Source organism: Actinoplanes sp. NPDC051388 (assembly GCF_055586225.1).
Genome location: NZ_JBVJIP010000002.1, coordinates 718,534 through 745,350 on the forward strand (window position 1 = coordinate 718,534; position 26,817 = coordinate 745,350).

Annotated in this window: 28 protein-coding genes; 18 read left to right on the forward strand and 10 right to left on the reverse strand. The window is 70.4% G+C overall.

What is annotated here, in order from left to right:
- Positions 1-93 precede the first annotated feature (93 nt).
- The gene (locus tag ACZ6TI_RS07605) at positions 94-1,392 is read left to right on the forward strand and encodes an AI-2E family transporter (protein WP_465344151.1); all 1,299 of its coding nucleotides are present in this window, start codon (positions 94-96) and stop codon (positions 1,390-1,392) included.
- Positions 1,393-1,461: 69 nt separating this feature from the next.
- Here ACZ6TI_RS07605 and ACZ6TI_RS07610 read toward each other — a convergent pair whose 3' ends face one another.
- Positions 1,462-3,549, reverse strand: a complete 2,088-nt coding sequence (locus ACZ6TI_RS07610) for an ATP-dependent DNA helicase (protein WP_465344152.1) — start codon at positions 3,547-3,549, stop codon at positions 1,462-1,464.
- Between ACZ6TI_RS07610 and ACZ6TI_RS07615 the strand changes: the two genes are divergently transcribed.
- Positions 3,496-4,002, forward strand: coding sequence for a DUF402 domain-containing protein (locus ACZ6TI_RS07615; protein ID WP_465344153.1), 507 nt, complete (start codon positions 3,496-3,498; stop codon positions 4,000-4,002). The genes ACZ6TI_RS07610 and ACZ6TI_RS07615 overlap by 54 nt on opposite strands.
- Here the strand turns inward: ACZ6TI_RS07615 and sigJ are convergent.
- The gene (gene sigJ, locus ACZ6TI_RS07620; RefSeq protein WP_465344154.1) at positions 3,985-4,869 is read right to left on the reverse strand and encodes an RNA polymerase sigma factor SigJ; all 885 of its coding nucleotides are present in this window, start codon (positions 4,867-4,869) and stop codon (positions 3,985-3,987) included. The genes ACZ6TI_RS07615 and sigJ overlap by 18 nt on opposite strands.
- A 96-nt stretch (positions 4,870-4,965) precedes the next feature.
- Between sigJ and ACZ6TI_RS07625 the strand changes: the two genes are divergently transcribed.
- The 8 genes from ACZ6TI_RS07625 (at position 4,966) to ACZ6TI_RS07660 (ending at position 11,296) form a co-directional block, all read left to right on the forward strand.
- Positions 4,966-5,886, forward strand: a complete 921-nt coding sequence (locus ACZ6TI_RS07625; RefSeq protein WP_465344155.1) for a PI-PLC domain-containing protein — start codon at positions 4,966-4,968, stop codon at positions 5,884-5,886.
- Between the two features lie 86 nt (positions 5,887-5,972).
- Positions 5,973-6,599, forward strand: a complete 627-nt coding sequence (locus ACZ6TI_RS07630; RefSeq protein ID WP_465344156.1) for a DUF47 domain-containing protein — start codon at positions 5,973-5,975, stop codon at positions 6,597-6,599.
- Positions 6,600-6,601: 2 nt separating this feature from the next.
- Entirely contained in the window at positions 6,602-7,609 is a 1,008-nt protein-coding gene (locus tag ACZ6TI_RS07635) for an inorganic phosphate transporter (protein WP_465344157.1), read from the forward strand.
- A gap of 118 nt (positions 7,610-7,727) precedes the next feature.
- The gene (locus ACZ6TI_RS07640; protein WP_465344158.1) at positions 7,728-8,246 is read left to right on the forward strand and encodes an RNA polymerase sigma factor; all 519 of its coding nucleotides are present in this window, start codon (positions 7,728-7,730) and stop codon (positions 8,244-8,246) included.
- Complete coding sequence (locus ACZ6TI_RS07645; protein WP_465344159.1) at positions 8,243-9,043, forward strand: hypothetical protein; 801 nt, start codon at positions 8,243-8,245, stop codon at positions 9,041-9,043. The genes ACZ6TI_RS07640 and ACZ6TI_RS07645 overlap by 4 nt, the downstream gene beginning before the upstream one ends.
- Positions 9,040-9,900 (forward strand): ABC transporter ATP-binding protein, encoded by an 861-nt coding sequence (locus tag ACZ6TI_RS07650; RefSeq protein ID WP_465344160.1) that lies wholly within the window; start codon positions 9,040-9,042, stop codon positions 9,898-9,900. The genes ACZ6TI_RS07645 and ACZ6TI_RS07650 overlap by 4 nt, the downstream gene beginning before the upstream one ends.
- On the forward strand, positions 9,897-10,673 hold the full coding sequence (locus ACZ6TI_RS07655; protein ID WP_465344161.1) for a hypothetical protein: 777 nt from the start codon (positions 9,897-9,899) through the stop codon (positions 10,671-10,673). Before ACZ6TI_RS07650 ends, ACZ6TI_RS07655 begins: the two co-directional genes overlap by 4 nt.
- A complete protein-coding gene (locus ACZ6TI_RS07660) occupies positions 10,670-11,296 on the forward strand; it encodes a hypothetical protein (protein WP_465344162.1) in 627 nt (208 codons plus the stop codon). The genes ACZ6TI_RS07655 and ACZ6TI_RS07660 overlap by 4 nt, the downstream gene beginning before the upstream one ends.
- On the opposite strand, the gene ACZ6TI_RS07665 is transcribed toward ACZ6TI_RS07660, so the two are convergent.
- Positions 11,280-12,245 carry a Gfo/Idh/MocA family protein gene (locus tag ACZ6TI_RS07665; RefSeq protein ID WP_465344163.1) on the reverse strand — a complete coding sequence of 322 codons (966 nt, stop codon included), beginning with the start codon at positions 12,243-12,245 and terminating at the stop codon, positions 11,280-11,282. The genes ACZ6TI_RS07660 and ACZ6TI_RS07665 overlap by 17 nt on opposite strands.
- Positions 12,246-12,322: 77 nt before the next feature.
- Here ACZ6TI_RS07665 and ACZ6TI_RS07670 point away from each other — a divergent pair, with 77 nt between their 5' ends.
- Positions 12,323-13,099 (forward strand): NUDIX hydrolase, encoded by a 777-nt coding sequence (locus ACZ6TI_RS07670; protein WP_465344313.1) that lies wholly within the window; start codon positions 12,323-12,325, stop codon positions 13,097-13,099.
- On the opposite strand, the gene pstB is transcribed toward ACZ6TI_RS07670, so the two are convergent.
- The 6 genes from pstB to ACZ6TI_RS07700 all read right to left on the reverse strand — a co-directional run bounded on the left by pstB (position 13,075) and on the right by ACZ6TI_RS07700 (position 18,957).
- The gene (gene pstB / locus ACZ6TI_RS07675) at positions 13,075-13,851 is read right to left on the reverse strand and encodes a phosphate ABC transporter ATP-binding protein PstB (protein ID WP_465344164.1); all 777 of its coding nucleotides are present in this window, start codon (positions 13,849-13,851) and stop codon (positions 13,075-13,077) included. The two genes, ACZ6TI_RS07670 and pstB, sit on opposite strands and share 25 nt — an antisense overlap.
- A gap of 15 nt (positions 13,852-13,866) precedes the next feature.
- The gene (gene pstA / locus ACZ6TI_RS07680) at positions 13,867-14,949 is read right to left on the reverse strand and encodes a phosphate ABC transporter permease PstA (protein ID WP_465344165.1); all 1,083 of its coding nucleotides are present in this window, start codon (positions 14,947-14,949) and stop codon (positions 13,867-13,869) included.
- On the reverse strand, positions 14,946-16,016 hold the full coding sequence (gene pstC, locus ACZ6TI_RS07685; protein ID WP_465344166.1) for a phosphate ABC transporter permease subunit PstC: 1,071 nt from the start codon (positions 16,014-16,016) through the stop codon (positions 14,946-14,948). The genes pstA and pstC overlap by 4 nt, the downstream gene beginning before the upstream one ends.
- A 42-nt stretch (positions 16,017-16,058) precedes the next feature.
- Entirely contained in the window at positions 16,059-17,153 is a 1,095-nt protein-coding gene (gene pstS, locus ACZ6TI_RS07690; RefSeq protein ID WP_465344167.1) for a phosphate ABC transporter substrate-binding protein PstS, read from the reverse strand.
- Positions 17,154-17,358: 205 nt separating this feature from the next.
- A complete protein-coding gene (mshD, locus tag ACZ6TI_RS07695; protein ID WP_465344168.1) occupies positions 17,359-18,228 on the reverse strand; it encodes a mycothiol synthase in 870 nt (289 codons plus the stop codon).
- A 6-nt stretch (positions 18,229-18,234) separates the two neighbouring features.
- Positions 18,235-18,957 (reverse strand): winged helix-turn-helix transcriptional regulator, encoded by a 723-nt coding sequence (locus tag ACZ6TI_RS07700; RefSeq protein ID WP_465344169.1) that lies wholly within the window; start codon positions 18,955-18,957, stop codon positions 18,235-18,237.
- A gap of 284 nt (positions 18,958-19,241) precedes the next feature.
- On the opposite strand from ACZ6TI_RS07700, the gene ACZ6TI_RS07705 reads away from it, so the two are divergent.
- The 7 genes from ACZ6TI_RS07705 (at position 19,242) to ACZ6TI_RS07735 (ending at position 26,439) form a co-directional block, all read left to right on the forward strand.
- Positions 19,242-20,249: a hypothetical protein gene (locus ACZ6TI_RS07705; RefSeq protein WP_465344170.1), complete on the forward strand. Its 1,008-nt coding sequence runs from the start codon at positions 19,242-19,244 to the stop codon at positions 20,247-20,249.
- Between the two features lie 100 nt (positions 20,250-20,349).
- Complete coding sequence (locus tag ACZ6TI_RS07710) at positions 20,350-21,144, forward strand: LmeA family phospholipid-binding protein (RefSeq protein WP_465344171.1); 795 nt, start codon at positions 20,350-20,352, stop codon at positions 21,142-21,144.
- Between the two features lie 86 nt (positions 21,145-21,230).
- A complete protein-coding gene (locus ACZ6TI_RS07715) occupies positions 21,231-21,308 on the forward strand; it encodes an Ms5788A family Cys-rich leader peptide (protein ID WP_322790998.1) in 78 nt (25 codons plus the stop codon).
- Positions 21,309-21,437: 129 nt separating this feature from the next.
- Positions 21,438-22,286, forward strand: coding sequence for a sulfurtransferase (locus ACZ6TI_RS07720; protein WP_465344172.1), 849 nt, complete (start codon positions 21,438-21,440; stop codon positions 22,284-22,286).
- 2 nt (positions 22,287-22,288) lie between these two features.
- Positions 22,289-22,612: a DUF1416 domain-containing protein gene (locus tag ACZ6TI_RS07725; protein ID WP_465344173.1), complete on the forward strand. Its 324-nt coding sequence runs from the start codon at positions 22,289-22,291 to the stop codon at positions 22,610-22,612.
- Between the two features lie 74 nt (positions 22,613-22,686).
- Complete coding sequence (locus tag ACZ6TI_RS07730; RefSeq protein WP_465344174.1) at positions 22,687-23,520, forward strand: hypothetical protein; 834 nt, start codon at positions 22,687-22,689, stop codon at positions 23,518-23,520.
- Between the two features lie 108 nt (positions 23,521-23,628).
- On the forward strand, positions 23,629-26,439 hold the full coding sequence (locus ACZ6TI_RS07735; RefSeq protein WP_465344175.1) for an RICIN domain-containing protein: 2,811 nt from the start codon (positions 23,629-23,631) through the stop codon (positions 26,437-26,439).
- On the opposite strand, the gene ACZ6TI_RS07740 is transcribed toward ACZ6TI_RS07735, so the two are convergent.
- Entirely contained in the window at positions 26,433-26,807 is a 375-nt protein-coding gene (locus ACZ6TI_RS07740; RefSeq protein ID WP_465344176.1) for a DsrE family protein, read from the reverse strand. The genes ACZ6TI_RS07735 and ACZ6TI_RS07740 overlap by 7 nt on opposite strands.
- Positions 26,808-26,817: the final 10 nt, after the last annotated feature.

Consider the following 26,817-nt stretch of genomic DNA (forward strand, 5'->3'; position numbering starts at 1 on the left):
CCGAGGAAGACTCGGCAGCGTAGGGCGGCGAAAGTGTCGGGTTCTCCGACTACGGTGAATAACGACGCGACGTGGCGAAGGAGGACTGGCGGGTTGAGTCGCTTGCAGCGGGTCCGGCAGAACCTCCAACGTGCCTATGAGGCCGGGCGCGAGTCGGTGCGCGTGGCCCGGGCCGAGCGTGATCGCGACTACGAGCCCGACGCCGACGTCGATTTCGCCCCGCCACCGCCGCCCGACCCCACGGTCAACCAGTCCACCGCCAGCCGGGACGACGCCGAGGTGCCGCATTCGCTGCGGATCGCCGCGGCCTGGTCATGGCGGCTGATCGTGGTCGGGGTGGTCGGCTGGGCGCTGCTGCGGTTCGTCGGGATCGTCAGCATCGTGGTCATCCCGCTGTCCATCGCGCTGCTGCTGTCCGCCCTGCTGGCGCCCGCCGTGAGCTGGGTGCTCAAGCTCAACGTGCCGCGTTCGCTGGCCACCTTCCTGGTGCTGATCTGCGGGCTGGCCGCGGTCGCGGGCACGCTGACGCTGGTGGTGAGCCAGTTCCTGGACGGCCTGCCGACGCTGACCGAAAATGCCACCGAGGGAATCCGGCAGATCCAGAACTGGGCTCGCACCGGGCCGCTGCACCTCTCCGACGACCAGGTCACCGAGGCGATCAATCAGGCGCAGACGTGGATCAACGCGAACACGTCGTCGCTGACCGCCACCGGCGTGGCCACCGCGGCCACGCTGGCCGAGGTGCTCACCGGCGCGTTGCTGGTGCTGTTCGCGACGTTCTTCTTCCTGCGTGACGGGCGGAAGATCTGGCGCTTCATCGTGCGGCTGTTCCCGGTGAACGCGCGCTGGTCACTCTCCGACGCCGGGGACGCGTCGTGGTCGACGCTGGGTTCCTATGTGCGGGCGACCGTGCTGGTCGCCTTCATCGACGCCACCGGCATCGGGCTGGCGCTGGTGATCCTGGACGTGCCGTTCCCGTTCCCGCTGGCCGCGCTGGTCTTCCTGGGCGCGTTCATCCCGATCGTCGGGGCCGGCATCTCGGGCGCGGTCGCGGTGCTGGTCGCGCTGGTCGACCAGGGCTGGGTGATCGCGCTGATCGTGCTCGGCGCGGTGATCGTGGTGCAGCAGTTCGAGGGGCACGTGCTGCAGCCGCTGATCATGGGCCGGGCGGTCTCGATCCACCCGCTGGTGGTGATCATCGGCATCGCGAGTGGCGTGGTGCTGGCCGGCATCGTCGGGGCGCTGGTCGCCGTGCCGCTGATCGCCGTGCTCAACACCGGCATCCGGCGGCTGGCCCGGCGCCGGCCCGAGGTGCCGCCCGACGTCGTCGTGGTGGCGGGTGAGTCGCCGGCCGAGCCGGGCGGCCTGATCAGACCCGCGCCAGGCGCCTGATCAGACCCGCGCCAGGCGCCTGATCAGACCCGCGCCAGGCGCCTGATCAGACCCGCGCCAGGCGCCGGATCAGACCTGCGCCAGGCGCTTGAGGGCGCCCAGCGCGACCTCCTGCCTGGTGGTATACCAAAACGGCGGCAGCGACTTGCGCAGGTAGGCGCCGTAGCCTCGGGCCGTCTCCAGCCGCGAGTCGAGCACCGCCACCACGCCCTTGTCGCCGGTCGAGCGGATCAGCCGGCCGACCCCCTGGGCCAGCCGGACCGCCGCGATCGGCACGCTCACCGCGGAGAAGCCCGAGCCACCCGACGCGTCCACCGCCGCGGCCCGGGCGGCGGCCAGCGGCTCGTCGGGGCGCGGGAACGGCAGCCGGTCGATCACCACCAGCTGGCACGCGTCGCCGGGCACGTCGACGCCCTGCCAGAGGGACATCACGCCGAACAGGCAGCTCGCCCTGTCTTCCCGGAACTTGCGGACCAGCAGCGGCAGCGCCTCCTCGCCCTGGAGGAGGATCGGCAGGTCGGTGCGCGCGCGGAGCAGCTCGGCCGCCTGCGTCGCGGCCTTGCGCGAGGAGAAGAGCCCGAGGGTGCGCCCACCGAGCGCCCCCACCAGCTCGAGCAGCTCCTCGCCGGCCTTGTCCGGCAGGCCCGACGCCGCCGGCCGGGGCAGGTGCGACGCCACATAGAGAATGCCCTGTTTCGGGTAGTCGAACGGCGAGCCCACGTCGAGCGAGGTCCAGCCGTCGGGCTCGGCGGGCAGGCCCAGCGACCGGGCCACCGTGTCGAAGCGGCCGCCCAGCGTCAGCGTCGCCGAGGTGGCCACCACGGTGCGGTCCTCATAGAGCGTGTCGGCGAGCGTGTGGGCCACCGACAGCGGCGCCACCACGAGCGCCCGCCGGCCGCTGCCGAGGTCGGATTTCTCCACCCAGGCGACGTCGAAGTCGGACTCCTCGAGCAGTCGCTGCGCCGTCTTGGAGAGCTCGTCCAGGGTGGCCTTGGCCTGCTGTTTGCGCACCGGATCGGGGTCGTCGTTCTTGACGTCGCCGATCGCCTCGAGCGCCTGCCGGGTGGCCGCGTCGAGCATGATCACCGCCTGCGCGAGCAGCGGCGGCATGCCGGTGGTGATCCGGCCGGCCGGCGCGTCGCCCAGCCCGACGGTGAGCGCGTCGGCGGCCTCGGCCAGCGCCTCGGCGGCGGCCGGCGTGATCAATGGCCGGGCCCGCTTGCCGGCCCGCTCGATCGTCTCGGGGGTGACCTCGGCCTGCGCCGCCGACGACACCCGGTCGGCCAGCTCGTGCGCCTCGTCGACGACCAGCAATTTGTGCGGCGGCACGATGTGGCGCCCGGCCAGCATGTCGACCGCGAGCAGGCTGTGGTTGGTCACCACGATGTCGGCCTCGCGGGCCCGGGCGCGGGAGGCCTCGGCGAAACAGTCGGCGCCGTAGGGACACTTCTGCGCGCCGACGCAGTCACGGGCCGGCATCGACACCTGTCGCCAGGCGGTGTCGTCGACGCCCGGGTCGAGCTCGTCGCGGTCGCCGGTCTTGGTCTTTTCCGACCAGGCCTGCAGCCGCAGGATCTGTTTGCCCAGCTTGCCGGCCTCGGCCAGCCACGGCGTCGGCTTGGCGAGCCGTGCGTCGAAGAGCGTGTCCTCCGGCTCCTCCTCGTCGGCGTGCTCCATCTTTGCCAGGCACAGGTAGTGATGACGGCCCTTGAGCACGGCGAACGTCGGGCGCCGCCCGAGCAGCGGCTGGACGGCGTCGGCGAGGCGCGGCAGGTCGTGCTCGACCAACTGGTTTTGCAGGGCCAGGGTGGCGGTGGACACCACCACCGGGCCGTCCACCAGCAGGGCGGGCGTCAGATAGGCCAGGGACTTGCCGGTGCCCGTGCCGGCCTGCACCAGCAGATGCTCGCGGTCGCGGATGGCCCGCTCGATCGCCGAGACCATCTCCTGCTGCCCGGGACGCGCCGCGCCACCGGGGACCGCACCGACTGCCGCGGTGAGGAGGTCGGGGGCGGTGGTGGTTTGGCGGCGGGTCGCGGCGGTCACGTCGGAGACCGTACCCGCAGCCACCGACAAAATCGTCTCACCGTTAGGGTGCCACTCATGCCGAACGAGACGGTCCGCGTCGTCTACACGAAGTACGACGGGTCCGCCCACCGTGATTACCCGGCCCGCAAGCTCAGCGTGGATGACCTGGGCATCTGGGTGGGTGTGCCACGCGGCACGGCGTCTGTCTACCACGGACGCCCATCGATCGAGCAGATCCCGTTCGTGTTGCTGATCCCACACGCGGCATGGTGGACCGGCATGTTCAATCCGCCGCCGCGGACCAGCGAGGTCTACTGCGACATCACCACCCCGGCGCGCTGGGAGGGTGACACCGTGCACATCATCGATCTGGACCTCGACGTGGTCCGGCGGCGCGAGACGCAGCGGGTCGAGTTGCGCGACGAGGACGAGTTCGCGGAGCACCGGCGGGTCTTCGGCTATCCGGAGGACGTGGTCGCCGAGGCCTATGCGGCGGCCGAGAAGCTGCTGATCGCCCTCGGCGACGGCAGCGAGCCGTTCGCCACGGAGTACCGCAAGTGGCTGTCACTGGTCGTGGACTGACCGCAGCTTCGCCGGGTTGAGCTGGTTGAAGATGCCGGTGATCCGCCCGTCCGCCACGGCCACCGTGATCACCGAGCGATAGTCGCGCCCGTCCGGCAAGCGCCCGCGCACCACCACGCCGATGCCGTCGTTCACCAGCGCCCACTCGATCGTGTCGTCGGTCAGCTCGCGCACGCTGCGGCGGAACAGCCCGGCATAGAGACGGGCCACCTTGTCCGCACCCAGCACCGCCCGCGAGCCGGCGTTGATCACGCCGCCGCCGTCGCCGATCGCCACCACGTCGGGCGCCAGCACGGAGGCCAGCTTCTGCATGTCGCCGGAGGCCGCGGCGGCCAGGAAGGCCTCCAGCACGCGGCGCTGCTCGACGCGGTCGGCGGTGTGCCGAGCGCCGTCCGCCGCGACCGCCCGCCGGCCCCGGGAGGCGTGCTGACGGGCCGTGGTGACCGTGGTGTTCAGCACGGCGCCGATCTCCTCGTACGGCACCGCGAACGCATCGTGCAGCACCAGGGCCACCCGCTGCTCGGGGCTGAGCTTCTCCAGCACCACCAGCAGCGCCATGCCGACCTCGCCGCGCTGGGCGACCCGCTCGGCCGGATCGTCCAGCCGGCCCACCACCGGCTCGGGCAGCCACTGACCCGGATATGCCTCGCGCCGCACCCGGGCTGACTTCAGCACGTCGAGACAGAGCCGCCCGGTGACCGTGGTCAGCCAGCCCCGGAGGTCGCGGATCTCGTCGCCCGCCTGCCGCGCCTTCTCGTATCGCAGCCAGGCGTCCTGCACCACGTCCTCGGCCTCCGCCCGGCTGCCGAGCATCCGGTAGGCCACCGACATCAGGTGCGGCCGTTCGGCTTCGAAGACGTCGGACATGGGGGAATTCTGCGGGACGGTGCCACCCGGCGGCAGTCACTTGTGACACAGTGGTCAGCACGCAACGCACTATTTGTCCGAATAGCGGAGAAGGTTGTGGCGAAGGATGTGACCACGCTGCTGCGCCGGTCGGCGCCGTACCTGGCCGCGGGGCATGCCCTGGCCGGCCCGGACGCCGACGACCCGCTGCCCGCCGTGCTGAAGCACGGGCTGGCCGGGCTCACCGTCCCGGTCCGGCCCGGCCCGCACGGCGAGCTCTTCCTGGGCCCCGGCGATCCCCAACCCGGCCGTACGCTGCGCCGGCTCGTGCTCGGCCCGCTGCTGTCGCTGGCCAAGGCGCGCGGCGGGCGGCTGCGGCAGGACCAGCAGGTGCCGTTCCGGCTGGTCGTCGAGTTCGTCGGCCCCAATCGGGACGCGGCGGCGTTGCTGCGGGCCTATCGGATGCTCGACCAGCAGTTGCGCGACCATGCCGAGCTGCTCAGCCGGTGCCACGACGGCCGGCTCGAGCCCGGCGCGGTGACCGTGGCGGTGGCCGGGATCGTCGACGTCCGCGAGCTGCTGTCCGCCGAGCGCCGCCGGTACGCGTTCGCCGAGGGCACGTTCGACGACATCGGCTCGCGCTCGGCGCCGCCGTCCCTGGTCCCGATGATCAGCGAGCCGTGGTCGCGGCGGTTCGGCTGGGACGGCCGGGAGCCGATCCTGGCCGAGGAGCGGCATCTGCTGCACGCCATGGTGCGGGCGGCGCACGACGATGGGCGTACCGTGCGGATCTCGGGTTTGACCTTGGGCGCACGGGCCGCGCGCCGCGCGATCTGGACCGAGCTCGGCCTGGCCGGCGTCGATGTGATCGCCGACCTGGATCACCGGGGTCTGGCCCGGCATCTGCGACGACATCCGGTGCGGCCGCCGGTCGCGGCGCACACCTCGGTCAGCAGGCCGGCCCGCAGGTCGGCGCCCGCTCCGCGACCGGTGGTGACGGATGAGGCGGCGGCGCTGCGTAAGGTGAACAACGCCTGACTAGTGGGGAGGCGGCCGCGACCGTCGGGTGAGCGTTACCTATTGTTCCCGAGGAATCCCCGCATCCGTCGATCGAGGTCCGCGTCGTGAAGTTCTCCTTCCGCCCCACCGAGGGCGCGTTCTACGAGCTGTTCACCCGTGCCGCCCACAACCTGGTCCGGGGCACCGAGCTGCTGAACGAGCTCGCGCTGCCGGGCGTGGACGTGCAGTCGGTCAGCGACCGGCTGACCGACGTCGAGCACGACAGCGACCAGATCACCCACGATCTCTACAAGAAGATCAACTCGACCTTCATCACGCCGTTCGACCGCGAGGACATCTATTCGCTCGGCTCCCAGCTGGACGACGTGATGGACCACCTCGAGGCGGTCGGCAACCTGCTCTATCTCTATGGGCTCACCGAGCTGCCGTCGCTGCCGCGCGAGATGCACGAGCTGGTCAACGTGCTCGATCAGCAGGCCAAGATCACCGCTGACGCGATGCCGCGGCTCAAGGCGATGAAGAATCTCGAGGAGTACTGGATCGAGATCAACCGGCTGGAGAACGACGGCGACCGGGCATACCGGATGCTGCTGGTCCGGCTCTTCTCCGGTGAGTACGACGCGCTGACCGTGCTCAAGATGAAGGAGGTCGCGGACGAGCTGGAGGCCGCCTGCGACGCGTTCGAGCACGTGGCCAACACCATCGAGACCATCACGGTCAAGGAGTCCTAGGCTTGTCCGCCGAGCTCATCGCCGTGCTCGCGGTGATCGTCGTCGCGCTGGCCTTCGACTACACCAACGGCTTCCACGACGCGGCCAACGCGATCGCCACCAGCGTCAGCACCCGCGCGTTGACCCCGCGGGTGGCGCTGGCGATGGCCGCGGTGGGCAACTTCATCGGCGCGCACATCGGCAAGAAGATCGCCGAGACCGTCGGCAGCGGCCTGGTCACCCTGCCGCCCGGCGTGGCCAGCTTGGGCGTGGTCTTCGCGGGCGTGCTCGGCGCCATCGTGTGGAACCTGATCACCTGGTGGTTCGGCCTGCCGAGCAGCAGTTCGCACGCCCTCTTCGGCGGCCTGGTCGGCGCCACGCTCTTCGCCTCCGGCGGCGCGGTGCAGTGGCCGAACATCTTCGAGAAGATCCTGCTGCCGATGGTGATCTCGCCGCTGGTCGGCCTGTCGCTGGGCTTCGTGCTGATGATCGCGGTGCTCTGGATCTTCCGGAACGGTCATCCGTCCCGGCTCAATCGCGGATTCCGGCACGCCCAGACGGTCAGCGCCGCGGCGATGTCGATCGGCCACGGCATGCAGGACGCGGCGAAGACCATCGGCGTGGTGGTGCTCGCGCTCTACATCGGCGGGTTCCAGACCGATCCGAAACACATCCCGGAGTGGGCGATCTGGGCGTCCGCGGCGGTCCTGGCGGCGGGCACCTATGCCGGCGGCTGGCGCATCATCCGCACCCTCGGCCGCAAGATCATCGACCTGCGTCCGCCGGAGGGCTTCGCCGCCGAGACGGTGGCCAGCGGCGTGCTCTATTTCAACGCCCTGGTCCTCGGCGCGCCGATCTCCACCACCCACACGATCACGTCGGCGATCATGGGCGTCGGCGCGACCAAGCGCCTGTCCGCGGTCCGCTGGAACGTGGCCGGCAACATCGTGCTCGGCTGGATCATCACCTTCCCGGCGGCCGGCACCTTCGCCTTCCTCATCTATCTGGTCGTCCGCCCGCTCTTCTCCTGAGCGAATCTCCGAGCGAAACTCCCGAGCGAGTCTGCTGAGCGAATCTCCGAGCGAAACTCCTGAGCGGGCCGTGAACCGCTCGGCCCGTTCGGCACGACGAACAGGGCGTGGAGCACGCATGCTGACGGATTCCCAGCTGCTCGCAGCGGTGACCGACGGTGACCGGGAGGCGTTCGCCGAGCTATATCGGCGGCACCTGCCGTGGCTGCTGGTGCGCCTCGGGCGGCGGTGCGCGTCGCCGGAGCTCGTCGACGAGGTCGTGCAGGACACGTTCGTCGCGGTCTGGCGATCGGCCGGGCGGTGGGACCACCGCGGCGAGGTGGCCGCGTGGATCTGGGGAATCGGCATCCGCCGGCTGGTCGACGCCCTGCGGCGCAGCCGGCCGCCGGCCGATCAGCTGACCGAGTTCGCCGGCGTCGAGACGTCGGCCGAGGAGCACGTGCTGCTCGCCGTCCAGTACGGCGACGTCGGCGCCGCCCTGGCGAGTCTGTCACCGGAACTGCGGGCCGTCGTGCAGGCGACCGTTCTGGACGGACTGACGACCCGGGAGGCCGCCCGCCTGCTGGGCATCCCGCCCGGCACGGTCAAGACGCGGATGATGCGCGCCCGCGCGCTGTTGAGGGAGCGGCTGGCATGACCACCTGGCATCTGGATCCGGAGGCGATCCGCGGCTACGCGCAGGGGAATGCCCCGCCGGATCTGGCCGCGTCGGCCGAGACGCACTTGATGAAGTGCGCCGACTGCCGGGAGGCGATCGCGGCCCATGTCGATCTTGGGCGGGCGGCGGCGATCTGGCACGAGGTGGTGGATCGGGTCGACGCACCCCGGCGGAGCGTGCCCGAACGGATCCTGGCCCGGCTCGGCGTCGGCGAGGCGACCGCGCGGCTGGTGGCCGTGACGCCGGCGTTGCGCGGGCCGTGGTTGCTGGCGGTCGCGGGCATGGTCGCGCTCGCGGCCTGGGCGGCTCAGATCGATGAGCGCCTCCTGCTGATGTTTCTCGTGGTCGCCCCGCTCGGGCCGCTGGCGGGCGTCGCATCGGCCTTCGCCGGCGGCCTCGACCCGACCCGGGAGATCGGGCTGGCCGCGCCCTATCCCGGGCTGCGACTGCTGCTGATCCGCACGGCCGCGGTCCTGGCGGTGACCGTGCCGATCGTGGCCACGGCCGGGCTCGCGCTGCCCGGCTCGAACTGGGTGGCCGCCGCCTGGCTCCTGCCCACCCTGGGGCTCACCTGCGCCGCGCTGGCGCTGACCGGTCGCCTGACGCCGGTCGTCGCGGTCGGCGTCGTGGCCTCGGCGTGGGTGCTGGTGGCCGCCCCGACCGCCGTCACCGGTCGCCTCGATCTCGCCTTCGGCATCGGCGCCCAGGTCTTCTGGCTCGCCATCGCCGTCGTCGGCGCCGGCACCATCATGAGCAGGCTGGGGAGAAGAGCATGACCACGGTACGGGTGCGGAGCGCGACGAAGTCCTTCGGTCGGACGACGGCCCTGGACAACGTCGACCTGGAGGCGGGCACCGGGGTGACCGGGCTGCTCGGACCGAACGGCGCGGGCAAGACGACCCTGCTCCGGATCATCGCCACCGTCCTGGCGCCGGACCGGGGCACGGTGACCCTGCTCGGCCGCGACCCGGCGCGACCGGACGACCGCATCCGGATCCGCGAACGCCTGGGCTACCTGCCCCAGGAGGCCGGGTTCCATCGGGGCTTCACGGTCTTCGAGTTCATCGACTACGTGGCGATTCTCAAGGAGCTGACCGACCGGCGGCCCCGGCACGACGAAGTCCGCCGGGTCATCGCGCTGACCGGCCTGGCGTCGGTCAGCGGCAAGCGGATCCGGGCGCTGTCCGGCGGGATGCGCCGCCGGGTCGGACTGGCCCAGGCCCTGCTGGGCGATCCCGAGCTACTCGTGCTCGACGAGCCCACGGTCGGCCTCGATCCCGAGCAGCGGCTGCGGTTCCGGGAGATGATCTCGCGGGCCGGCGAAGGGCGCACGGTGGTCATGTCCAGCCACCAGACCGAGGACATCACCGCCCTGTGCACCCGGATCGCCGTGATCCACCAGGGTCGGGCCCGATTCACCGGGACTCCGGCCGAGCTGACCGCGCAGGCCGCCGGCCGGGTGTGGACGGACACGCAACGAACGCCCGGCGCACTCGCGGCGTGGCGCACCGGTGACGGCGCCTATCGCAACGTCGGTGATCCGCCTGATGGCGCGGAGCTGATCCCGCCCACGCTGGAGGACGCGTACCTCCTGCTGATGGGCCGACCCGAGTTGGAGGCCGCACAGCCGTGACCGCCGTATCCCTCAGCCTGGCGCCCCTGATCGGCCGGGAGGCCCGCCGCCTGACGCGGCACCCCGTGCTGTGGCTGGCGCCCGCCATCGTCATCGCGGCGGTCAGCGTCGAGACGCCCAGCAAGGGCCGGACCGCCGGTTACTGGTATGACACCGTCTTGGTGGCCGTGGTGTTCTTCGCGCCGTTGATCTCTCTGTTCGCGGCGAATCTGGTCGCCGGCAGCGCCCGCCGAAGCCGGGCCGAGGAGATGCTGGAGGTCACGCCGACCACGGATACGCGCCGGACCTGGGCGATGTGCCTCGGCATCGCACTGCCGCTGGCCGGGATGGGCGCTGCCGGGATCCTTGCCATGCTCCTCATCGACAGCGTCTACGACATCCCGCCCGACCTGCTGGTGACCGCGGGCGGGCTGGCCCAGCTTCCGTTCGTGACGGCCGGCGCCGGGCTGCTCGGCGTCCTCGCCGCCCGCCGGCTGCCGTTCACCGGCGGAGTGCTGATCATGTTCGTCGCCGCGACTCTGGGCGCCCTCGTCGTGTTCGGCCGGTTCGACTCCGGCCTCTGGTGGATGTGGTGGACGACGGAGAGACCGGTCGAGGGTCAACCGCCGGTGCCGGGCGAGCCGTGGTTGCATGCCGCCTACCTGGCCGGGCTCTGCGCCTGCGCCTGCGTGGCGGCCGTCTACCGGGGCCGCGCGCAGCGGACGCGGCTGGCGCTCTTCGGTGTGCCGGTCCTGGCCGTCACCCTCGCCCTCGGCGTGCTCCAACTGTCGTGACCGCATCGGTGGCGTGGGAACTCGTCCGCAGCGGCCACCTGGTGCGCAGCCTGCGCCTGGCGCCGTTCGCACCCGCTCTCGTCGCCGTCGGGACGCTCCTGGTGGTCCGCCGGGGCGGCACCCCCGACGTGGTCGGCGACCTGCGCGTGCTGGGCCTCCTGCTCACTCTGGGCGGCGGCTACGTGCTGGACGACGGCGCGGCGGTCACGCTGCAGGCCAGCCCCTATGCTCTGGCCCGCCGGCTCTGGCTGCGCATCGGCGGTGCCGCGGCCGTGGTCACTCCGCTGTGGCTGGCGATGCTCGCCCACCTCGTCCCCTCGGCGCCGGCCGGCCACCGGTGGGCCCTGAGCCTCGGCCTCACCGTCGAGCTGGCCGCCGCACTCGCCCTGGTCTGGGCGGTCGCCGCCTGGTGCCGCCGCCACGGAGTCGAGCACCCCGGCGTCCTCACCACGCCCGTGCTCCTGGCGTCGGTGCTGCCGACGGCGTCGATCTCGAAGGCGCCGATGCTGGTCGCCTATGGCCCGCTGTGGACGTCGGCGCACCTGAGGTGGTCGGGCGTCCTGGTCGCCGCGATCTGCGTGCTCCTGGCCGCGATGCGCGACCCGGCTAGTAGGAGACGTTGATCTGCTCCCGGATGGTGTCCATCAGGCTCATCACCTCGAGGGTGGCGTTGTTCGGCACCAGGGGGCTTTCCAGCAGGTTCTGGGCCAGGCAGCGCTGCACCTCGACGGCCTCGAACTGGTATCCGCGGCCCTCGAACGGGCGGGAGACCGCCTCGGTCATCCCATTCTTGGTGATCGTGTAACCCTGCGGGGCGAAGAAGCCGGACGGCAGGTCGATCCGGCCGGACTCGCCGGTGATCGAGGCCGCGTTGCGGGACTCGCCGTTGATCGAGCAGGTCAGCACCGCCACCGCGCCGGTGTCGTAGCCGAAGAGAACGGCGGTGGTCTCGTCCACCCGCTCCGGGGTCAGGTGGGCCCAGGACTGCACCGTGGTGGGCGCGCCCAGGAAGAGGTGCGCGAAGTGGATCGGGTAGACGCCCAGGTCGAGCAGCGCGCCGCCGCCCAGCCCGGGGTTGCGCAGGCGGTGGGCCGCCTCGAACGGACCCTGCAGGCCGAAATCGGCGTGGATCGCGGTCACCCGCCCGATCGCGCCGGCCGTGACGAGTTCGGCGATCTCCCGGATCACCGGGTTGCAGCGCATCCACATGGCCTCCATGAGGAACGCGCCGTGCGCCCGCGACTCCTGCACCAGCAGGGCCGAGGTCGGCAGGTCGAGGGTCATCGGCTTCTCGCAGAGCACCGCCTTGCCGGCTTGCAGGCAGATCGTCGCGGCCTCCTCGTGCGAGCTGTGCGGGGTGGCCACATAGATCACGTCGACCTCGGGATCCGCGGCCAGCTCGGCCCACGAGCCGTGCGCGCGGGCGAAACCGTGCCGCTCGGCGAACGCCTTCGCCGACGCGAGCGTGCGCGAGCCCACCGCGGCGAACTCGGCGTCCGGCGCCAGCCGCAGGTCCGAGGCGAAGGCCTCCGCGATGCCGCCGGTGCTCAGGATTCCCCAACGCGTCGTCATGATCGCCACGTTATCGGTCGGGGGCGGTCCGGTGGGAGGATCATCGGGTGACCGAAGGCTTCCCGCTGCCGCCCGCCATGATCAAGCGCGCCCGTGAATTCAGCGGCGAGCCCGCCCCGGTGCGGCAGGCCGCCACGGTCGCGCTGCTGCGCCCGGTGACCGGCAACCCGGCGTTCGAGGTCTACGTGCTGCGGCGGGCGACCACGATGGCGTTCGGTGGGGTCTATGCGTTTCCCGGGGGCGGAGTCGACCCCGGAGATCGGCCGGCGACCGTCCGCGACGACTGGGGGCCCAGGCTCGGGCTGGCGGACGAGAAGGCACGGGCAGTGGTCGGGGCCGCTGTGCGCGAGCTGTTCGAGGAGGCGGGCGTCCTGCTGGCCGGCAGCGCTGACCATGTCATCGCGGATGTCGGCGGGGACGAATGGGAAGCGGACCGGGCCGCCGTGCAGCGTCGCGAGCTGAGCATGACCGGCCTGCTCGACAAGCACGGGCTGCGGCTCCGGGACGACCTGCTCGCGCCCTGGTCCCGGTGGATCACGCCGGAGTTCGAGCCGCGGCGTTACGACACCTGGTTCTTCGTGGCGCTGCTGCCCGAAGGGCAGACCGCCCGCGATGTTTCCGGCGAAGCCGACGCCACCGAATGGATCGGCCCGGCGGCCGCCAACGGCCTGGTCATGCTGCCACCTACGCGTGTGACACTGAACCAGCTGTGCGCGTATCCCAATGGTCTCGAGGTTTTTGAAGCGAGCGCGCAGCAGAACGCCGCCGTGCCGGTGCAGCCCCGGGTGGAGCTGACCGACGACGGCGGCGCGGTGCTACGAGTCGAGGATCAGCCGAAGCGACCCGTGATGTAGTCCTCGGTCTTCTTCTCGGACGGGTTGCTGAAGATGCGCTGGGTGTCGTCGTACTCGATCAGGCGGCCCGGGTCGCCGGTCTTGTCGATCGAGAAGAAGCCGGTCTTGTCGCTGACCCGCGCGGCCTGCTGCATGTTGTGCGTGACGATGATGATCGTGAAGCGGTCCTTCAGCTTGAACATCAGGTCCTCGATCGCCAGCGTCGAGATCGGGTCGAGCGCCGAGCAGGGCTCGTCCATCAGCACCACCTGCGGCTCGACCGCGATGGTGCGGGCGATGCAGAGACGCTGCTGCTGGCCGCCGGAGAGGCCGGCGCCGGGCTTGCTCAGGCGGTCCTTGACCTCCTCCCAGAGGTTCGCCGATCGCAGCGAGGCCTCCGCCGAGTCGTCCAGCAGCGACTTCTTCTTGACGCCGTTGAGCTTGAGGCCGGCCACCACGTTCTCGTAGATCGACATGGTCGGGAACGGGTTGGGCCGCTGGAAGACCATGCCGATCATCCGGCGGACCGCGGTGACGTCGACGTCCTCGTCATAGATGTTCTGGTCGTCGATGGTGAGCCGGCCCTCGATGCGGGCGTTCGGCAACACCTCGTGCATGCGGTTGATGGACCGCAGGAACGTGGACTTGCCGCAGCCCGACGGGCCGATGAGTGCGGTGATCGTCTTGGGCTCGACCGTCATCGAGATGCTGTCGATAGCCTTGAACGAGCCGTAGTACGAGGAGACGTTGGACGCCTCGATGCGCTTGGCCATGGGTGACACCTCTTGTCAGGACAGTCGGTTGCGGCGGGCGAGGAGCTTGGCGGCGATCGTCAGGACCAGCACGATGGCGACCAGCGTCAGTGCGGCCGTCCAGGCGCGTGCCGGGGCGAAGCGCGAGGCGTCACCGGCCTGCTGATAGACGAACAGCGCCAGCGACGACTGGTTGCCCGCGAACGGGTCGAAGTTGATGGCGGCGGCGCCACCGGCGACGAGCAGCACCGGCGCCGTCTCGCCGGCCGCGCGGGCGACGGCGAGCATGACACCGGTCACGATGCCCGGCAGCGCGGTCGGGAGGACGATCTTCATGATCGTCTTCCATTGCGGCACGCCCAGCGCATAGGCGCCCTCGCGCAGCGGTCCGGGCACCAGGCGCAGCATCTCCTCGGTGGACCGGACGATGGTGGGCAACATCAGCACCGTCAGCGCCAGCGACGCCGCGAACCCGGAGAACCGCGGGGTGCCGTTGTTGAACCACGGGCTCACGATGAGCACCCAGAACGCCAGCACGAACAGACCGGCCACGATGGACGGGATGCCGGTCATCACGTCGACGAAGAAGCGGACCGTGGTGGCGAACTTGCCGCGGCCGTACTCCACCAGATAGATCGCGCCGAGCACGCCGAGCGGCACGGCCATCAGCGTGGCGATGCCGACCTGCTCCAGCGTGCCGATGATCGCGTGATAGGCGCCACCGTCGGGGTCACGCGCGCCGATGTTGTTCATCGACGACCCGAAGAAGGCGCCGTCCAGCCGGGAGATGCCCTTGGAGGCCAGCGTCCACACCACCGAGGCGAGCGGCAGGATCGCCAGCACGCAGGCGGAGTAGATCAGCGCCTTCCAGATCTTGTTGCGCGCCGAGCGACGGCCCTCGACCCGGGTCGCGGCCACGAACAGCCCGACCAGATAGAGGATGCCGGTCACCACGACCACCAGCACCCAGTTGCCGATGCCCAGGCCTAGCACCAGCGCCGAGGCGACGATGATCGCCGCGCCCAGCACGATGAAGTTCACCGCGATCGGCAGCTTCTTGCTGCGCAACCCGGACGGCGTCATCACGACTTCGGAGAGTTCGTCTTCCATCAGACTCATGCGGCAGCGTCCCGGAATTCGCGGCGGCGGTAGATGATCGCCCGCGCAGCCATGTTGACCACCAGCGTGATCGCGAAGAGCACCAGACCCGAGGCGATCAATGCGCCGCGACCGGTGGCGTTCGCCTCACCGAAGGTGTTGGCGATGTTGGCGGCGATCGAGTTGCCGCCGTTCTCGACGACGTTGAACGAGATGTTGAAGACGATGCCCAGCGTCAGTGCCAGCGCGATCGTCTCGCCCAGCGCCCGGCCCAGACCGAGCATGACCGCGGCGATGATGCCCGGCTTGCCATAGGGAATCACCGCGGTGCGGATCATCTCCCACTTGGTGGCGCCCAGGGCCAGGGCGGCCTCCTCGTTCGCGGTCGGCGTCTGCATGAAGACCTCACGCGACAGCGACGTGACGATCGGCAGCACCATGATCGACAGGACCAGGCTGCCCAGCAGGATCGAGCGGCCGAACGGCCCGTCCCCACCGAAGATCGGCAGCCAGCCGAAGTACTCGTTCAGCCAGAGTGAGAAGTCCCGCACCGGGTTGAGGAAGACATCGCGACCCCAAAGGCCGAAGACCACGGAGGGTACGGCGGCCAGCAGGTCGATGGTGAAGCCGAGGGGCGTGGCCAGCCGCTTCGGCGCGTAGTGCGACAGGAACAGCGCGATGCCCAGCGCGATCGGCACCGCCACCAGCAGGGCGATGATCGAGGTCAGAACGGTGCCGAACGCCAGCGCGGCGATGCCGAAGTTGGGGTTCTGGTCGTTCGGGAACCACGCCTTGTAGGTCAGGAAGTTCTCGGTGTTGGCCTGCAGGGCCGGCACCGCCTTGGAGACCAGGAAGACGGCGATGGCGACGATGATGACCAGCACCATCGCGCCGGCCGCGGTGCTCAACCCTCGGAAGCCGGCCTCCATGCCGAAACGCTTCTTCCTGGGCAGTGCGCCGCCGCCACCCAGGGGCGGTCCGATCGGATCGTTCGGCGATACGCCGGTGCCGGCGGCCCGGGAATGACGTCCTGTCACTCCCGTGCCGCCGGCTCCGTCGGTCGCCGAGCGGGAGGGGTAGTCACCCATTCGCTCGCTCGCTGTCAACTAGAAGGGGTTGATCGAGGTGGGTCAGGAGATGGAGGCGACCGACGCCTCGACCTTGGAGCGCACGGAGTCCGGCAGCGGCGCGTAGCCGAGCTCGGCGAGAGCCTGCTGTCCGCCGGTGCTGGCGGTGTAGTTCAGGAACCCCTTGATGGCGGCGGCCTTGGCGCTGCCCTTGCTGCAGGCGATCTCGTACGTGATCAGCACGATCGGGTAGGCGCCCGGCTCGGTGGTCGCGTAGTCGATGCTCATCTTCAGGTCGTTGCCGGTGCCCTCGACCTTGGCGCCCGCGATGGTCTTGCCGGCGCTCTCACCGGTCAGTTCCGCGTACTCCCCGGCGCCGTTCTTGACCTTGGCCATCTTCAGATCGCTGTTCTCCGCGAAGGAGAGTTCGACGTAGGAGATCGTGCCGGCCGTGCTCTTGACCTGGGTGGCGACGCCGTCCGACTTCGCCGCGCCGGTGCCGCCCGGAGCCTTCCACGCCTTGGCGTTGCCGAAGGTCCAGACCGACTCGGCGGTCTTGCTCAGGTACTTGGTGAAGTTGTCGGTGGTGCCCGACTCGTCCGAGCGGTGCACCGACTGGATCGCGGTGGACGGCAGCTTGGCCGACGGGTTGTCGGCGACGAGCTTCGGGTCGTCCCACTTGGTGATCGTGCCGGCGAAGATGCCGGCCAGGACCTCCGGCGACACCTGCAGGCCTTCGACGCCGTCCAGGTTGTAGACGACCGCGATCGGGCCGATCACCATCGGCAGGTTGAGCGCCTGGCCACCGGCGCACTTGGCGTCGGCCTGCGGCTGCTCCTCCTCCTTGAGCGCGGAGTCGGAACCGGCGAAGTCGGCGGTGCCCGAGATGAACGCCTGGATGCCGGCGCCGGAGCCGGTGCCCTCGTAGCTGATCTTCGCGCCGGCGCACTGACCCTGGTAGGCCTTGATCCACTCGTCCATCGCGTTCTTCTGGGCGGTGGAACCCTGCGCCGTGATGTCGCCGGCCACGCAGTTCGCGTTGGCCGCGGAGGCGCCGCCGGCGGTCGGGGCGGCCTCGTTGTCAGACCCGCACGCGGCAAGCGCGAGCGTCGCAGTCAAAGCAATGCCGGCCACGTAGCCGACCCGCTGGAGCTTCACGGTTTTCCCTTCGAATGGATTGCACGCCGGTCTTTCACCGGCTTACACGCCGGTCTTCAACCGGCTCACCCGAAAGCTAAAAGCGCGAAGTGACTGGCCCTGGGGCCGCAAATGAACTGGGGGTGAACACGTGCCCCCGTTGTGATGGCCACCGACTGAGGATGTGTTGTCCGTTACGTGAACCGGCGGACGGGTTGCCTGGTGGTCAGGCGGTCCGCTGGTAGGACACGTCGGCGGCGTGAACGGTGAACCCCAGTCGCTGGTACAGAGCCACCGCGGCCTCGTTCGACTCGTCGACATAGAGCATCGCGTGGGTCAGGCCCTGCGCCTGGAGATGCCGCAGCCCGGCCACGCTGAGCGCCGAGCCGAGCCCGCGGCGGTGACCGCCCGGGTCGACCCCGAGCACATAGATCTCGCCCAGCGCCGGCTCGATCTCGGTGGCTGCATGCACCTTGGTCCAGTGGAAGCCGAGCAGCGTGTCCTCGATGTCCACTGCGAGCAGGAAGCCGGCCGGGTCGAACCACGGCTCGGCCTCGCGCAACTCCAGGTCGCGCAAGGTCCAGCGGCCCTGCTCGGGATGATGGGCGAAGGCCCGGGAGTTGACCCCCAGCCAGGCCTGCTCGTCGTGGCCGGGGCGGAACTCGCGCACGGTGACGCCGTCCGGCAGCCGGCTCGGTGGCAGCTCGCCGCTCAGCTCGCGGCGCATCTGGAACAGCACCCGGACCCGCTCGAAGCCGTTCGCCTCGGCGAAGGCGCGCGCACCGGGGTCGTCGCCGTGCGCCCAGAAACTCAGCGGGCCGGGTCCGGCCGCGCGGAGCAGCTCGGTGCCGATGCCGCGGCGCCGGAACGCCGGGTGCACGACGAGCTCACCGGCGTCGTCCTCGATCTGGGCGACGCCGGTCAGCACACCGTCGTCTTCAGCGAGCAGCGTCACGCCGCCGCCGTTGCGGACGCGCAACACCGTGTCCTCGGACAGCGGGAAGACGCCGTCGGCCGCCTCGGCCTCGGCGGCGAGGTCGAGGACGGCCTTCAACTCGGCGTCGGCGAGCCGGTCCACCCTGCGCGAAACCGGCATGTGCGGTCAGACCGGCAGCGCGACGGGCTCGTTGTCCGGCAGCTGGCGGCCGTTCGGCGGGACCACGAACTTGTAGCCCACCTGGCGGACGGTGCCGATCATCGACTCGTATTCCGAACCGAGCTTGGCCCGCAGCCGCCGCACGTGCACGTCCACCGTGCGGGTGCCGCCGAAGTAGTCGTAACCCCAGACCTCGCGCAGCAGCTGGTCGCGGGTGAAGACCCGGCCGGGGTGCTGGGCGAGGAACTTGAGGAGTTCGAACTCCTTGTAGGTCAGGTCGAGCGGACGGCCCTTGAGCTTTGCCGCATAGGTGTCCGGGTCGATGTTGAGCTCACCGGCTCGCACCGATCCGCCGGCGCCGGCGGTCGCGTTGGAGAGCCGGCCGACGCCCAGGCGCAGCCGCGCCTCGACCTCGGCGGGACCGGCGCTGGCCAGGATGACGTCGTCGACACCCCAGTCCGCGTTCAACGCGATCAGACCGGCCTCGGTGACCACCGCGACGAGCGGGACCCCCAGGCCGGTGGCGTGCAGCATGCGGCAGGTGGCCCGAGCCTCGGAGAGCTCGGAGCGAGCGTCCACCATGACGGCGTCCGGGCTGGGCCCGGACACCAGGGTGCGGACGTCGCGGGGCGCCGTGCGCACGGAGTGGGGCAGCAGGTCCAACGCGGGCAGCACGGCGGATGGTTCGCCGGCACGTGCCGTCACCAACAGGAGGATTTCCACACTCACCTCGATCCTTGCGGTCATGGTCGACCGCGCAGGTGACCCGGTCATGCAGAGCTCATGGCTCTGCCACCGGAGGAACTGTCCCGGCGTCACCGACGGGTGGGCTGGGCTCACCTTAGCCGATGCATCGCATTGTTCACCCAGGTCGGATCATCGTGTGATGTGGCGAACGCCTCCAAGGTGACCGAACGGTGGATTCGTAACCAGCCTTTTACCCGAGCTGGGCGTCCGATTCCGCGCCGTGTGCGCGGTAGGTCTCGGGCGTGTCGTCTGGCACCATCGCAGGCGTGTTCCCCTCCCTGCCGCAGGACGGCGACCGTGAATCCTGGGACGACGACAAGTCCCGGGAGATCGCGCGTTCGACGCCGCGTGCGTCCACCGGTGTCTATGGCGCGACGCCGGACGACCCGCCACCTCCTGCGGAGGACGACGAGGAGGAGGACCTCGAGGACGCCGAGATTCCCCAGGCCCCGGTCCGGCGCTCGCTCTCGGTGGCCATCGCGGGCTTCGCCGCGCTGCTGGCCACGGCGCTCATCCTGGGTGCACAGACGTCCGGTCCGGATTCCCGTACGCCGTACGCGATCGTCCTGTTCGGCGTGCAGATGCTCTATGTCCTGGCCTGGACCATGGCGATGCGCCCACCGAAGCCGTGGCTGGTCGCCGGGGCCGGCGTGGTCGCCGCCGCGGTGGCCGACTACTCGGCGGTCAGCACCGACACGGCCCGGGTGCTGCCGCTGTTCTGGACCGCGCTGATCGGCGTCGCGGTGGTCACCGGCGGCCAGTTCGCCTTCCGGGTCGACCGGCTGCGGGTGCGTGACGCGGTCGGCTCCACCGTGCTGATCGTCGGCGGCGTGTCCGCGCTGGCCGTGCTGGTCGTGCTCACCCGCCGCCCGGTCGGCACCCAGGGCGCCACGGTCTGTCTGGCCGCGGCCGGCTTCGCGCTGGTGGTGGCCCGGCTGGTGGACGCGATCTTCCCCAAGCCGCGGATCGCGCCGCAGGTGCCGCGCGGCGCGACCGGCATCATCCTCGGCGCGATGCTCGGCACGCTGGGCGCGGCCGGGCTGGGCAGCGTGCTGGTGCTGCCGTTCACGCCGGCCAAGGGCGCGATCCTCGGGCTGGTGGCGGCCGGTGTCGCGGTGCTGGTCGACCTGGCCGTCAACTTCACCGAGGCGGGCCGGGCCTGGCCGGGTGAGGCGCCGACGTTCTGGCTGGCCCGGCACATGCAGGGACCGCTGGCCGCGGTGGCCGGCGCGGCCCCGGTGGCCTATGCCCTCACCGCCTTCGTCCTGACCTAGCCGGTCGTCAAGCGCAAGTGGGCTACCACTTGGTTTTGCGGCTCGCTGGATGCGGGCATATACGGTCTTCTTCGTCCGGCTCGTCGATATGGGAGGTCCAGTGGCCGAGGTGTATGGGACAGCGCGTCGTCCCCGCAAGCGCTGGGGTCGGCGCCTGCTGATCACCCTCATCGTGCTGCTGCTCCTGCTGGCGATCATCTTCGCGGTGGTGGACCGGTTCGGCGCCTCCTATGCCGAGCGGATGATCAGCGACCGGGTCGCCGAGCAGGTGGCCGACCAGGACGCCACCTCCGCCAAGCCCGAGGTCAGCATCGAGGGCGTGCCGTTCCTGACCCAGGTGCTGGCCGGGAACTATCAGGAGATCAAGATCGAGCTGAAGGACTTCTCGGGTCCGGCCGGCAACGGCCGCACCATCAAGATGCCGCTGCTCGACGTGCGGGCCAAGGACGTGCGGGCGCCGCTGGACACGCTGCGCACCCGGCAGGGCGACATCATCGCCACCACGGTCACCGGCGCCGGCACCGTCGACTACGCGACGCTGGCCGATCTCACCGGCCGGGAGGGCGTCAAGCTCGCCGAGAAGGACGGCAAGCTGGCGGTGACCGCGCCGCTGAACCTGCTGGACCAGACCGTGACGATCAACGGCACGGCGAAGGTCGAGGTGGCCGAGGGCAACGTCGTGCGGGTGCGTTTCGAGGAGGTCACGGCCGAGGGTCTGCCGGACATCCCGCTGGTGCAGACCGCGCTGAACAACTACGCCAAGCAGCTCTCGCTGGATCTCGAGGTGCCCGCCCTGCCGCTGAATCTGCAGGTGGAGAAGGTGCAGCCCACGGCCGCGGGGCTGGTCGTCACGGCCGGCGCGCGAGAGGTCTCGCTGAACGCCGGGGGCATCTGACCGGCCACGAGGTGTGACGGCCGTCGCCATCCCGGATGCTGGTCGGCGGTGTTCCGGGGGTTGGAACCGCTGCTAGGGTCGAGCGCATGAGCCCTCTGCTCACCAAAAGGCGCGCGGTCGACCTGTGCCGCGTGGCCGCCTGCCTGTGTCGCCCTGTCATCTGACGGGGCCACCGGTCTGCTCTTCTTCGCCCGGCAGTGGCGCCGTTCGCACCGAAAATCGCTGATCCACCTTTTCCTTGGGGTCCGCGCGAGTGTGTGGACCTCCCTCTCCATCCGCAAGGGAGCACAAGAATGAGCCGCGAGTCTGCGCTCGTATCTGCCGATTGGGCCGAGAAGAACCTGGACGCCCCGGGCATCGTCTTCGTCGAGGTCGACGAGGACACCACCGCCTACGACGGCGGCCACATCCCCGGCGCCATCAAGCTCGACTGGAAGAAGGACCTGCAGGACCCGGTCCGGCGGGACTTCGTCAACCAGGAGCAGTTCAGCCAGCTGCTGTCCGAGCGGGGCATCTCTAACGACGACACCGTCGTCCTCTACGGCGGCAACAACAACTGGTTCGCGGCGTACGCGTTCTGGTACTTCAAGCTCTACGGCCACGGCGACGTGAAGCTGCTCGACGGCGGCCGCAAGAAGTGGGAGCTGGACGCCCGGGTGTACTCGAAGGAGATCCCGTCGCGCCCCGCCACGCAATACTCCGCAGCCGCGCCGGACCTCTCCATCCGCGCCTTCCGCGACGAGGTGGTGGACGCGATCGGGGCGAAGAACCTGGTCGACGTGCGCAGCCCCGACGAGTTCGCCGGCCGGCTGCTGGCCCCGGCGCACCTGCCGCAGGAGCAGTCGCAGCGCGGCGGGCACATCCCGACCGCGATCAACGTGCCGTGGAGCAAGGCGGCCAACGAGGACGGCACCTTCAAGTCCGACGACGAGCTGGCCAAGCTCTATGGCGAGGCGGGTCTGGACAACGGCAAGGACACCATCGCCTACTGCCGCATCGGCGAGCGCTCCTCGCACACCTGGTTCGTGCTCAAGGAGCTGCTCGGCAAGGAGAACGTCAAGAACTACGACGGTTCGTGGACCGAGTACGGCTCGCTCATCGGCGTGCCGATCGCGCTCGGCGACGAGCCCGGGAAGGCCTGAGCATGACCACTCCTGATCTTTCCGGATGCGCGGCCCCCGACCAGTCGGCGCCGCTGCCCGCGAGCGTCGACCTGGAGAAGGAAACCGTCATCACCGGCATCGTGAACAATGCCGACGGTTCCGCGGTGGGCGGGGCCTATGTCCGCCTGCTCGACTCGAGTGGCGAGTTCACCGCGGAGGTGGTGACGTCTCCGGAGGGGGTGTTCCGCTTCTTCGCGGCGCCGGGCTCCTGGACGTTGCGGGCGCTGTCCCGCCACGGCAACGGTGACCTGACGCTCGACGCCACCCGCGGCGTCAACGAGGTCGGCCTCAGCGTCGCCGCATAACCAGCTCACGCTCTGTTGACGATGGGCGGGACTCCGGAAACCCGGGGTCCCGCCCTTGTGTCACCATGGCTGCCGTGACGACGCCGCCTGATCCGAAGACGCCTCGACGCCGGTGGCTGGTGGCGGTGGTCGCGGTCTGGATCGTCGTGGTCGGCGCGCTCGGGCTGTGGTCGGTCCGGCGCGATCCGGCGACCGTGCCCGAGCAGCGCAACATCGGCAACGCGCTGCCGGTGCTCGAGCAGGCCACCGGGGCGCTCTTCGCGGCGGCCTCGGCCGGTGACGACCGGGTGGTCGAGCTCGGCGGTCTGGATCTGCGGCCGGGCTGCCGGCTGACGCCGGTGCGCGACGGCGTCGAGGGCGTCCGCGAGGTGGTCGTCCACGTGCGGGCGAACGGTGCTCTGCGGGCGTTGGAGCAGATCGCCGCGGCGCTGCCGAAGGACTATGCGGCCCGGGCGGCGGCCAGCAGCGGCGGGAAGCGGATCGGGCTGGAAGCCGACGCCGGCGGGTTCGTCGCCATCGACTCGCGGGCGGACGCCTCCGCGCAGGTGGTGCGGATCGAGGCCAGCACCGGCTGCCGGCCGGACGCGGGGGAGCGCCCGGCGGCGGCGGGCTCGCTCGCGGCGCCGGCCGCGCTGCAGCGGGTGCTGGCGGCGCTCGGTCAGCAGACCGGGGAGCAGGCCGCGGAGGTCTCGGTGGCCTGCCCGGACGGCGGGTTCGGGCGCACCTATGCGGTGGACGGGCTGCCCAAGCCGAAGGATCTGGGCGCCGCCCTGCAGGGTGTGGTCGGCGGGGCGAAGGTGGTGCGCGCCGAGCCGGGTGGCTGGGCGTTCCGCAGCGGCGCCGATTCCGTGGTGGTGGCCCGGGACGGCGACAGCGTGCGGGTCAGCCTCACCAGCGCCTGCGCTTAGCACGGTTTATTTACAACTGTGAATGGGTGGGTTACGCTCCGGCGTACGCAAGGAATCGAACATTATCCATCACTTGCGCACGCTCGGGAGCCACCCCCGGAGGCCGCTGTGGATCGTCGAACCTTCCTGGCCGGATCGGCCGCTCTGCCCGTCGCCAACACCCTCGCCGCGCCGCCGGTGACAACTGCCGCGCCGGGACATGTCGTCAACCGCGCGCCGCTGCGACCGGACGCGCTCATTCGCCTCAAGCCGGGCGCCGTCACGCCGGCCGGCTGGCTCGCCACCCAGCTCAATTACCAGCTGGACGGCATCAACGGCCGGATGACCGAGATCTCGCACTTCCTGCAGTACGGCAACACCGGCTGGACCGATCCGAGCCTCGGCGGGTGGGAGGAACTGCCCTACTGGCTCAAGGGATTCGGCAGCCTGGGCTACACCACGCGGAACAGCCGGGTGCTCACCGAGACCGATCGCTGGATCAACGGCGTGCTCGCCACCCAGGCCGCGGACGGCTTCTTCGGGCCGAACTCACTTCGCACAAGCCTGAACAACGGCCCGGACTTCTGGCCGCACATGCCGATGCTGCACGCGATCCGATCGCACGCCGAATTCACCGGGGACAACCGCATCGTCCCGTTCCTCACCCGCTTCTTTCAGTACGTCAACTCGCGCCCGACCAGCGTGTTCGCGCAGAGCTGGGGCAGCTTCCGCTGGGCCGACACGCTCGAGGTCGTCTTCTGGACCTACAACCGCACCGGCGACGCGTTCCTGCTCGACCTGGCCCGCAAGATCCACCAGTACTCGGCGAACTACATCAACAACCTGCCTTCGCTGCACAACGTCAACCTCGCGCAGGGTTTCCGCGAGCCGGCCGTCTACTCCGTCCTGTCCGGGGACGCCGCACACCGCCAGGCCAGCTACAACGTCTACAACACGATCATGAACTCGTACGGGCAGTTCCCCGGCGGTGGCTTCGCCGGTGACGAGAACGCCCGCCCCGGCTTCGGCGACCCGCGGCAGGGCTTCGAGACCTGCGGGATCGTCGAGTTCATGGCCAGCCACGAGATGCTGGGCCGGATCACCGGCGACCCGATCTGGGCGGACCGCACCGAGGACCTGGCGTTCAACTCGTTGCCCGCCTCGCTCGACCCGCGGCAGCGCGGCATCCACTACATCACCAGCGCGAACAGCATCGCGCTGCGGGACCATCCGGGCAGCCAGGGCCAGTTCCAGAACGGCTTCCCGATGCAGGCCTACATGCTCGGCATCGACAACTACCGGTGCTGCCCGCACAACTACGGCATGGGCTGGCCGTACTACGCCGAGGAGATGTGGGCGGCGACTCCCGACGGAGGCCTGGCCGCGACGCTGCACGGTCCGTCGCGGGTCACGGCCGCGGTGGCCGACGGTACGAATGTGACGATCGTTGCCGAGACCGGTTATCCGTTCGGCGACACCATCACCTACACGGTGACGACGCCGAAGAGCCTCGCGTTTCCGTTGCTGCTGCGCATTCCGGGGTGGTGCGCGACCGCCACCGTCACTGTCAACGGGGCCGCTGCTTCTGTCCCGGCCGGCCCGGCGTACGCGAGAATTGATCGGACCTGGACCACCGGTGACCGGGTGGTGCTCCGCCTGCCGATGCAGGCCCGCACGCGCACCTGGAACGGCAACCACGGCTCGGTCTCGGTCGATTTCGGGGCGCTGACCTTCTCGCTGGCGATCACCGAGAACTGGTCCCGGATCGGCGGCACCGACACCTGGCCGACCAGCGAGGTGCGGCCCGGCTCGGCGTGGAACTACGGCCTGGCGCTGAACGGTTTCGCGGTGACCACCGGTCTGGGCAACGCGGCCGACCCCTTCACCCCGGCCAACGCGCCGGTGCGGATCACCACCGGCGCGCGCCGGATCCCGGCGTGGAAGGCCGACGCCGACGAGATCGTCACGCCGCTGCAGGACAGCCCGACGCCGTCCGAGGAACCGCTGGAGACCGTGACGCTGATCCCGATGGGCGCGGCCCGGCTGCGGATCACGTCGTTCCCGCGGATCGGCGCCGGCAACCCGTGGATCGAGCCGGGCGCGGCGTTCCGCATCCAGAACCAACACTCGGGCAAGGTGCTCGGGGTGGACGTGATGTCCACCGCGGACAGTGCGCGGGTGGTGCAGTTCGGCGACACCGGCACGGCCGACCACCTGTGGCAGATCGTCGACAACGGCGGCGGCTGGGTGCGCATCCGCAACGTCAACTCCGGCAAGGTCCTCGGCGTCGACGGCATGTCCACGGCGGACAGCGCGCAGGTCGTCCAGTTCACCGACAACGGCAGCGCCGACCACCTCTGGCAGGTGCTGGACAACGGCACCGGCTATGCCCGGATCCGCAACCAGCACTCCGGCAAGGTGCTCGCGGTGGCCGGCATGTCCACCGCCGACTCGGCCAACGTCGTGCAGTTCAGCGACAACGGCACCGCCGACCACAACTGGCGGTTCATCCCGGACGGCAAGGTCAAGCTGCAGGCCACGCACTCCGGCAAGGTGCTCGCCATCCAGAACATGTCGACCGCGAACGGCGCCCAGCTCACCCAGTGGCCGCCGACCGGCACCGCCGACCACGTGTGGCGCTTCGTCGACTCCGGCGGCGGTTGTTTCCGGATCGTCAGCGAATTCAACGGCAAGGTGGTCGACGTCACCGCCGCCTCCACCGCGGACGGCGCCCGGGTCACCCAATATGACTGGGCCGGCGGCCAGAACCAGCAGTGGCGGCTCACCTGGACCGGGCCGGCGACCTTCGAGATCGTCGCCCGGCACAGCGGCAAGCTGCTGGAGATCTCCGGCCAGTCCACCGCTGACGGCGCCATCGCCACCCAATGGAGTGACCTGAATCTCGCCAACCAGCGCTGGAAGATCGTCCCAGGTCAGTAGACGAGGGCCTGCGTCTCCGGGGCCATGATCTCCTCCACGAAGGCGGCGGCCCCGGCGATCCGGATGCCCGGCAGGACGTCGTCCGGCGTGATCCCGCGCCGGGCGGCGCACTGCGTGCAGGCCGTCACCTTGCCGGTCTCCAGCAGGATGTCCAGCAGGTCAGGCAGCGGTGCGGCGTGCGGCAGCTCGAAGGCCGCCGCCCGCTCGGGCAACGCGAACCAGGTGGACTCTCCGGTCATCCAGAACGACACGTCGACCCCGGACGCGGCCGCGGTGCTCGCCACGGTGAAAGCTTGCGAGCAGCGCTCGGGGGCGTCGGCTCCGGCGGTGGCCTTGACGACGAGGATGCGAGCCATACCGGTGAGCATAGGATGGCTT

Coding starts and splice junctions, on each gene's coding strand:
- ACZ6TI_RS07615 (WP_465344153.1), top strand. CDS start 3,496: ATGCCGAACGAGACGGTCCGCGTCGTCTACACGAAGTACGACGGGTCC.
- sigJ (WP_465344154.1), bottom strand. CDS start 4,869: ATGTCCGACGTCTTCGAAGCCGAACGGCCGCACCTGATGTCGGTGGCC.
- ACZ6TI_RS07640 (WP_465344158.1), top strand. CDS start 7,728: ATGCTGACGGATTCCCAGCTGCTCGCAGCGGTGACCGACGGTGACCGG.
- ACZ6TI_RS07645 (WP_465344159.1), top strand. CDS start 8,243: ATGACCACCTGGCATCTGGATCCGGAGGCGATCCGCGGCTACGCGCAG.
- ACZ6TI_RS07650 (WP_465344160.1), top strand. CDS start 9,040: ATGACCACGGTACGGGTGCGGAGCGCGACGAAGTCCTTCGGTCGGACG.
- ACZ6TI_RS07665 (WP_465344163.1), bottom strand. CDS start 12,245: ATGACGACGCGTTGGGGAATCCTGAGCACCGGCGGCATCGCGGAGGCC.
- ACZ6TI_RS07670 (WP_465344313.1), top strand. CDS start 12,323: ATGATCAAGCGCGCCCGTGAATTCAGCGGCGAGCCCGCCCCGGTGCGG.
- pstB (WP_465344164.1), bottom strand. CDS start 13,851: ATGGCCAAGCGCATCGAGGCGTCCAACGTCTCCTCGTACTACGGCTCG.
- pstA (WP_465344165.1), bottom strand. CDS start 14,949: ATGAGTCTGATGGAAGACGAACTCTCCGAAGTCGTGATGACGCCGTCC.
- pstC (WP_465344166.1), bottom strand. CDS start 16,016: ATGGGTGACTACCCCTCCCGCTCGGCGACCGACGGAGCCGGCGGCACG.
- mshD (WP_465344168.1), bottom strand. CDS start 18,228: ATGCCGGTTTCGCGCAGGGTGGACCGGCTCGCCGACGCCGAGTTGAAG.
- ACZ6TI_RS07715 (WP_322790998.1), top strand. CDS start 21,231: ATGAGCCCTCTGCTCACCAAAAGGCGCGCGGTCGACCTGTGCCGCGTG.
- ACZ6TI_RS07720 (WP_465344172.1), top strand. CDS start 21,438: ATGAGCCGCGAGTCTGCGCTCGTATCTGCCGATTGGGCCGAGAAGAAC.
- ACZ6TI_RS07725 (WP_465344173.1), top strand. CDS start 22,289: ATGACCACTCCTGATCTTTCCGGATGCGCGGCCCCCGACCAGTCGGCG.
- ACZ6TI_RS07740 (WP_465344176.1), bottom strand. CDS start 26,807: ATGCTCACCGGTATGGCTCGCATCCTCGTCGTCAAGGCCACCGCCGGA.